Below are 8101 nucleotides of genomic sequence, written 5' to 3'. Positions count from 1 at the left end.
AGACGCGTGAGGATATAAGGCAGCACTTGTTCGTGCTGCCAAATAGCCTCGGTTTTTACCCGGCTCATTTCTAAAAATTTTAAAGATTCAGGTTACACCAAGAATTTACTCAAAGGAACTTTATCCAGATATTCTGCTTTTGGAATTTCCTGTCCGTTTTTATCTAAAATCTTACTAGAAGAATTAGAATTTCCATAATATGGTGACATAAATTTTAAATAAGAATTATTTAAATCTATCGAGAATTTCAACAAATCGAAATCATCAACTCCTCCGGGTTTACGAAAGCTAAAGTTGGTTATCTTATTTGCTAAAATTTTGAAAGTAATCCCATTTTCCCCTGAAACATAAGCTTCTATACCTTCTATCTGAGAGATTTCATCTGCCACTGTTTGGTAGAATTTTGCAATAGAATCCGTACCAAGCCATTTGGCATCCCGGTCTATTACAAGTACATGCCCCATACAGTCATATTGTCTTGGGAATAAGCCTGCTTTATCAAGATCACCTATTGTCTTAAAGTATTGGGGGATGTCCATTTCATTAAAACTAATCTGCATCCATTTATCGGAAGTTTGCCCAATCTGGTTTTGGTTCATTTCAAAATTTGTAGAACACATTTCGCCCAGATTATCATCAAACTTCACTCCCGGCTCACAATTGCATGGCAATGCTTTTTCTACTCTCAAACCGATAGAATCTGCCTGAAGAATGGTAAGCGATGTCGGAATTCTTTCTCTCCACGGTTCTCCTTCTTTGGTTGCTTTCGGAGATCTCATTTCATCAACGATGGATAAGAACAACGGGTCATCAATTACAGGAACTTCTCCTCCGTTCCAGATCTGTCCTGTCGCAAGGAAGTGTCTTACCGCTTCTTCGAAGCCCGGACGTACTGTCACGATAACCCTCGCCATACCTGATTGCATAAACGCTCTGAAAACAGGATCATTATCATCGAACTGGTATAGGTCTGCCCAGGATTTTCTTTCGCCCCAGTAGTAAGGATAGAAATAATAGCTCATGATTTCCCACTCAAATGCCTGCTCCATGAATTTTGCAAATGCGGCATACTGATCCAGTTTCCCGTCTACTTTAATATCTGTATTCAGGAAGGTTTCATCTCCGGAAGAATAGCCGTTGTTGTAATATTTCCCTCTGCCGAAGGTAAGATCTACGTTAGGATTCTGCTCCAGCATATAAGAAATACAGTTTCTTCTTAAAATCGTATTCTCAATTTTTCTGTAGAACCCGGGATTTGAGCCTTTGATCTCAACGCCCATCGCTTTTATTTCAGCTAAAGCCTGGTTATACTTATCCATTTCCAGTTCATAGGCTTCAATAATTTTGTTGAAGGTTTTTTGCAACCAAGCATTTTTAGCTTCTTTGGTGAGTGTTATATTAACAGTGAAATTCACTGTCCCGGAAAATTCATTATAGAAGGTTGTTGAAATAGGAATCAGTTTGGAATAAGGAACATCAAAATTTTCATTGGGTTTACCGGCTAATTGTCCCCATCTTCCGGTAAAGAAAAATCCTTTATTACCCAGTAAGGCACTCACACTCGCCCCATCACCATCCGATGCAGCTGTATATTGAACATTTCCGGAAGTCGCAATATAACCGTCAGGAATTTGTATTTCATCCTTCAATGCCATGTTTTCAATATTGCATAAATTGTTGGAATACTGTCCTCCTATGGATTTACCGATACTAAATGTCGATAATGGCATTTCATCTATTTCCACATTATATTGCCCCGTCCAGTGTTTTAAAACAGCATCTCCCAAAACGCCATCCAGAGACATGAAGTTTTCCATTTTATGGATACTCGATTCTCTCGGGTCAACAGGTTTTACCAATTGGTTTTCCTGATTTTTAGAAATCGTCATCCCCAGTTTATGAAGTTTTGCAGGCTCAGGAACCATGAACTCAAACATCATTCTCTTACCATAGTTGTAGATCTGGTTCTTGACCACTTTATCCACCCAACGGTAAACGCCTACTACATGACTGCTTCCTTTCGTATTATCAAAACCATGTTTATTGTTTTCTTCAAACTCTTCGATAATCTTATCAATACGCTCTTCCTTTACTTTGGTAACAATTCTGTCGAGTGCTCTTGCTGTTATATCTTTGGCTTCCGTAACCGCCTGTCTGTTGCTTTCTTCTTTGGAATTGTGGGTAGCATAGTTAGCACCTGCATTTAATGTATATTTTCCGGTTGTAGATTCACTTTCTCCCCATCTTGCGCTAAACCCTGCCTGCGCAGCAAAATCTTTAGATTCCTGAAGGATTTTGGAAATTTCGCTCTGCATTTCGTGTCTGTCGGTAGAAGTAGTATCGGTCAGCTTTTCTTTCTCAGATTCAGTAGATTTTGTGGTTTGATTTTCACTTCTTCTGAGCTTTCTTGTAGCTCTTTCCTTATATTCCCTTGCCATGATGTTTTCGATGTGTGCCACATCTCCCTCTACATAGCAATAAGTGGATTGTTCTACTTTTTTATAATCGGTAATCCCGATATTCTTCATTCCAAATCCTGAAGGGATAAATGAGCCTGCCGGAGTGGTAGTCGTTGTTCCGGAGCCAGTGGTTCCAGTCCCTGTTCCTGTTCCAGATCCTGTATCCGGCTTTATCTCTTTCGGAGTGAAGGCTGCACTTCCTTTGAATACTCCTTGTTTCAGAGGATTGTTGAAGTCTGATGGATCTTGTACTAATGTAACGCTCATCAGATACGTTTTTCCGTCCTCTAAAACCACTTCACCATCGAGGATGAATCCATTTTGTCTTAGCGTGAGTGAAGCAGGAATTCCCGTACTGTTGTAGAACATAAAGCTTACTCCCATTGATGGTTCAAATACTACATTGGAGCTAATCTCTGTTCCATTGATCGTTACTTTATAATTTCCTGATACAATCCTGTGAGCAAAATTTTCAACAATAATCTGTATAAACCATTCAGAATTATTTTTAACGCATGTCTTTACACTGTAAGGAATCCATCCGTTTGCTGCATTAGAATTTGTTACCGGAACAACAACTCCTCCGACTGTTGTAGAAACCTGTTGATTTATAACCGTATTGTTGATAAGCTGCTGCTGAAGAGACTGATTATTCTGTGCAATGGTTTGAAGGATATTTGCAAAAGAAGGCAGGGAAGACAATGCCTGTGCAACTGACGGCATCCCAAATATTCTGCATACTGAAGATGCATCCTCTTTATCTAAAGCTCTTTCAATGGCTGCTGCATCAATTTCAGGACGGAATTCAAAGTTAAATTCCGGCAATTCCGGTGCAGGAATATATTCGAGTTTCATCAGTTCTTCTTTATTGCCGGATTCCAGAATTATCTGTCTTCGGAATTCTAATTCTGATACTCTTCTCTGATACTCTTTTTTTGCGGGAGCCGCTTCTCTTTCATAATTTGCCAAAGCTTCTTTATAAGCATCCTGATACTCTTTTTGGTAGGCTTTTTCCAATTTTTCTAAAGAATCCTGTAGCTTTTCATTTGCCTGAAGATTAATTTTCGCCTCTGCAAACTTCATGTTCTTGTCATTATAGGCTACTTTCGGAGCTGTAACAACAGGCTGGTCTGCCATTCTTGAAGTTCCTGAAGCAGTTGATGATGCAGCATTATTTACTTTGAAAAGCTCTTTTGGAAGGACTACTTTTGCCTTGATGACATCATTATATACATCTTCAGCTCCATCAGTATAAACAGAGAGAATATGGTTCAGGTGCAAAAACTGCATGAGTGTTTCTTTTGCATAGAAATCTTTTTGGGTAACTACCTGATAAACTAAATTATCCCAAAGCCCTGAATATATTGCAAGCATTGATGTATTAGTTGTTACCAAATAGTCTTTGTATTCCTTAATTTTAGCATCAAATTCTGCCTTAGATGCTGTTGCTTTATTTCTCGCTACCCATACTGCCAGATTATAAAATACAGAATCTTTTGCTTTTAAGGTTTGTTCTGTTTCTATTGTTAATGGAAGTGCAGACGGATCTTCACAAAGTCTTTGCAAGGACGTAGATGCATTCAGTTTTTGGTCAAAGATTCCTTTCTGGGTATCTTTTCTAAAGATAAATCTTCTTTCTAAATTTTTAGGATCAGACAACTCTGCATTTCTGCTGGTCGCGAATCTAAAAAGCGTCTGCGATGCGTTATTATTAGTATTTAAATTGTTTGTTGACATTTTTTTGTAAATTTGTTTTGTTTTTATAAAGGTTAAGATTTGAAGCCTCTTTTTAGTAGAGTTACTTCAGTTTTAGCCTTATTTTTTTAGGTGGTCTTCAGGCTAAATTATGTCCACCTTGAGTTTTAAAGTCTAATTTCATTTCTGTGTTGTTTCTATAATGCAAATATCCATCAGAGAAGCGACAAAACTTGACGTATTAAATTCATTTTCAGATATTTTTGTTATTTTTTTACAGTTTTCTGATAATCAGTAAGAAAGATTTACAGAATGTTTTTTGGAAAGGTTGAGAAAGAATTTTAAACTTTAAAGTAAATTCTACTTGCGTTATTCAGAGTATATAAGCTACCTCCCTGCTGATTTTTTTATAGCTATTTATATTGATTATTAAAACTTCATTAGAAACCTAAACCCTGAAATCATTAATTCAATAGTCTGGGATCAGCCCTTATTTTTTTTTCATTCTTAAAAATTTTAACCGTAAAGAATATTTTTTTCGGCTGATTGATCAATTGAAAGAAAATTCTGATTAAAAACTGAACATTAAGGGAATTACATTTTTATTTTTAAAAGTTTAGGCAAATTGTTTTAAGAAAATCATTATTTAAAAATTTTTCTACATTTACAAAAACACAGAAAAATGCTGATTAAAGTCTATGGAAGCGCCATTCACGGTGTGGCTGCACAAACCATTACGATAGAAGTAAATGTAGATACAGGCGGAGTTGGCTATCATCTTGTAGGGCTTCCGGACAACGCCATTAAAGAAAGCAGTTACAGGATTTCTGCTGCCCTGAAAAATGTAGGCTTTAAAATTCCCGGTAAGAAAATTACCATCAATATGGCTCCTGCAGATCTCCGAAAGGAAGGCGCTGCTTATGATCTGAGTATTGCCATCGGAATTCTTGCCGCTTCAGATCAGATTACTGCCGAAAACATTCAGGATTACGTAATTATGGGGGAGCTTTCTCTGGACGGAACTTTACAGCCCATTAAAGGTGTTCTCCCCATAGCAATTCAGGCGCGCGAAGAAGGTTTTAAAGGAATTATTCTGCCCAGACAAAACACCCGCGAAGCGGCCATTGTGAATAGTCTTGATGTTTTTGCCGTAGAAAATATCAGAGAAGTTATTGACTTTTTTAATGAAGGTAAACCACTCCCAAAGATTGAAGTAGATACCCGGAAAGAATTTCAGGAAAAGATTAACGATTTCCCGTTTGATTTTTCTGAAGTGAAAGGACAGGAAGCAGCAAAAAGAGCGATGGAAGTTGCAGCAGCAGGAGGACACAATATCATCCTGATCGGACCTCCCGGAAGCGGAAAAACAATGCTTGCCAAAAGAGTTCCGAGTATTTTACCGCCTTTAACTTTAAAAGAAGCTCTGGAAACCACCAAAATCCATTCCGTAGCCGGAAAGATGGGAACGGAAACATCACTCATGACGGTTCGTCCTTTTCGATCTCCCCATCACACAATATCGGATGTAGCACTAGTTGGCGGAGGAAGTTATCCGCAGCCGGGGGAAATTTCACTGGCTCACAACGGGGTTTTGTTTCTGGATGAAATGCCGGAATTTAAAAGAACGGTTCTTGAAGTGATGAGACAGCCTTTGGAAGATCGTGAAGTTACCATTTCAAGAGCCCGATTTACGGTAAATTATCCTGCCAGCTTTATGCTCGTTGCTTCGATGAACCCGAGCCCGAGCGGTTTTTTTCCGGATGATCCCAACAACACCTCCTCTACCTACGAAATGCAGCGATATATGAATAAGCTTTCCGGACCGCTTCTGGACAGAATAGACATTCATATTGAAGTGCAGAAAGTGGAATTTGAACAGTTGGCAGAACGCAGAAAAGGTGAAAAAAGCGAAGATATCCGAAAAAGGGTTCTCATTGCCCGCGAAACACAGAGAGAACGTTATAAAGATTTAAAAATCAGCTACAATGCTCAAATAGGACCGAAAGAAATTGAAAAATTCTGTGAACTGGACACGGCTTCTTTCAGCCTTATTAAAACAGCAATGGAAAAACTGAACCTTTCCGCCCGTGCATATGACAGGATTTTAAAAGTAGCACGAACCATCGCCGATCTGGAGGAATCTGAGAATATTCTTTCTCATCATGTTTCAGAAGCCATCCAATACAGAAGTTTAGACCGAGAATTCTGGAACGGATAATAATGGACACCAATGATCAAATTATATTTTAATTATTATTTTTTATGGTTTCGGGGCAGCGAAGCTGCCCCGAAACTTTTTTTCAATTCTTTTTAAATACGACAAGTTTTGTCGTTATGAAGATTCATGTTTGCAAAAAAGATCAGAATAAAACTCAAAATAATATAATGAAAGCTGCTGTAGAAATTTCGGAAAAAGAGACCAAAGAACATCATTTTAAATCCATTATTCTTCTCTCAAAAGACTTTGCTCCGCATGAAAGTTCAGTGGAGGAGATAGACACTGCCATTCTCAGAAATGATTTCGGTATTTTAATTATTAAAAATAATCAGGATCAGACGGCTCAGTTTTCATGGCAGAAAAATATCGTTTCTTCCAATACGGAAAGTGGATATTTTAAAGAGATAATGAATGATCTGGGCGTAAGTGTTCATCATAATGAAGATTCAATTACGGTGATTAATGGTGGAGTGAAACAGTTTCTGACTATCCATTTTATGGTTTAATTTAAAAAAGCCAGCCTAAATAAAAAAGTCCGCATCAAAATAATGAGCGGACTTTTTCATCTATAATAAGAACTGTTGAATGAATAACGGAACTTTTTAAATTCCTCTTTTTCCTTCAAGAATCATCTGAATCATTTTCAGCTTTCTGTTTTCTCTTGTTTCCGTTTTCTTTGCTTCTTCAATCCAGCGGATATATTCCTTTCTGTGGGTATAGCTCATTTTCTCGAATAATATTTTCGCTTCAGGATTTTCATTAAACAGCACTACAATATCTTTCGCAATCTCTACTACCCTTTCTTCTTTGTCTTCCGTTAAAGAAACGAAAACCTCATCGCCGAAAGTCTTTCCGAGCTGTTTTCTGATTTCCTGAGTTAAGCCTAAAATATGACAGTCAGACTTCATTTTAGCGAGGCTTCCCCGGTATTCAACTTTTCCGTCAAAAACAGCTTTGATTTTTACCTGTCCTTTTTTGCCGAATAGCTCCTCTGTAGAAAAAGGAAATTCCACAAAAGCCGCATTCATTTTGCCATTTTGCTTAATAACCGCCTTAAATTGTATATCATCTGTTTTCATAGCTTAAAATTTAGCACAATAACCACCATAGATTAAAATTATCCAGTTTTCCGTCTTTGAAATAGAACATAAATGAATCTTCTGTTTCTTTTCCAACCGGAATACTGAAGCTCTGAATATTCTTCTGATCCGTATCTTCTATTTTCAGTTTGGGGAATAGCTTTTGAAATTCGGCAACGGTTGTATTATTCGTAAGAATGATATGATGCGATCTGATTTCAAAACGGTTGTTTCCGGATTTTGCACTGCTGAAAATAACCTTATGATTGTTTGAAATAAACTCAGCATTGCCGGTATAGAAAGTTGTTATTTTACCGTCAAAGTTCAAAAGATCCTTTCCGTATGTTTTTTCCATCCACTTTTTATCAAGCCATTCAAAAGGGCTTCCGCAGTCCCACGCTTCACTTTTAATGGAATCGTGTTTTGAATAAAGCTTTTGGAACTGTTCCTGAGACAGAACAATATCATTTCCATTCACCTGAGCATTCTCAATTTTCAGGAAATCGTCTGTAAACACTTTGGAGACTTCATTTTCCGAAAGTTTTTCTGTACGTAAACTGTTTTTGTTTATAGTCGTTTGTAAAGAATCTTTGTCCTGTCCATATTTTAAACTCTCCTTTTCTTTTCTCTGACAGCTCCATAATGCTAAA

At 37.6% G+C, this 8101-nt stretch carries 5 protein-coding genes; 2 read left to right on the top strand and 3 right to left on the bottom strand.

Features of this window, described 5'->3' with window-relative positions; all coding sequences use genetic code 11:
• Positions 1-92: 92 nt before the first annotated feature.
• Positions 93-4196, bottom strand: coding sequence for a hypothetical protein (locus WFK35_RS18135; protein ID WP_336733760.1), 4104 nt, complete (start codon positions 4194-4196; stop codon positions 93-95).
• A gap of 640 nt (positions 4197-4836) precedes the next feature.
• On the opposite strand from WFK35_RS18135, the gene WFK35_RS18130 reads away from it, so the two are divergent.
• Complete coding sequence (locus WFK35_RS18130; protein ID WP_336733759.1) at positions 4837-6372, top strand: YifB family Mg chelatase-like AAA ATPase; 1536 nt, start codon at positions 4837-4839, stop codon at positions 6370-6372.
• Positions 6373-6539: 167 nt separating this feature from the next.
• Positions 6540-6878, top strand: coding sequence for a hypothetical protein (locus tag WFK35_RS18125; RefSeq protein ID WP_336733758.1), 339 nt, complete (start codon positions 6540-6542; stop codon positions 6876-6878).
• 96 nt (positions 6879-6974) lie between these two features.
• Here WFK35_RS18125 and WFK35_RS18120 read toward each other — a convergent pair whose 3' ends face one another.
• Together WFK35_RS18120 and WFK35_RS18115 are read right to left on the bottom strand one after the other, a co-directional pair.
• Positions 6975-7451 (bottom strand): YdeI/OmpD-associated family protein, encoded by a 477-nt coding sequence (locus tag WFK35_RS18120; protein WP_336733757.1) that lies wholly within the window; start codon positions 7449-7451, stop codon positions 6975-6977.
• A 10-nt stretch (positions 7452-7461) separates the two neighbouring features.
• Positions 7462-8101: hypothetical protein (locus WFK35_RS18115; protein WP_336733756.1), on the bottom strand; the 640-nt coding region annotated here is incomplete at its 5' end.

The organism is Chryseobacterium sp. VD8 (assembly GCF_037149975.1).
GTDB lineage: Bacteria > Bacteroidota > Bacteroidia > Flavobacteriales > Weeksellaceae > Chryseobacterium > Chryseobacterium indicum.
This window is presented reverse-complemented; position numbering and strand designations above follow the sequence as displayed.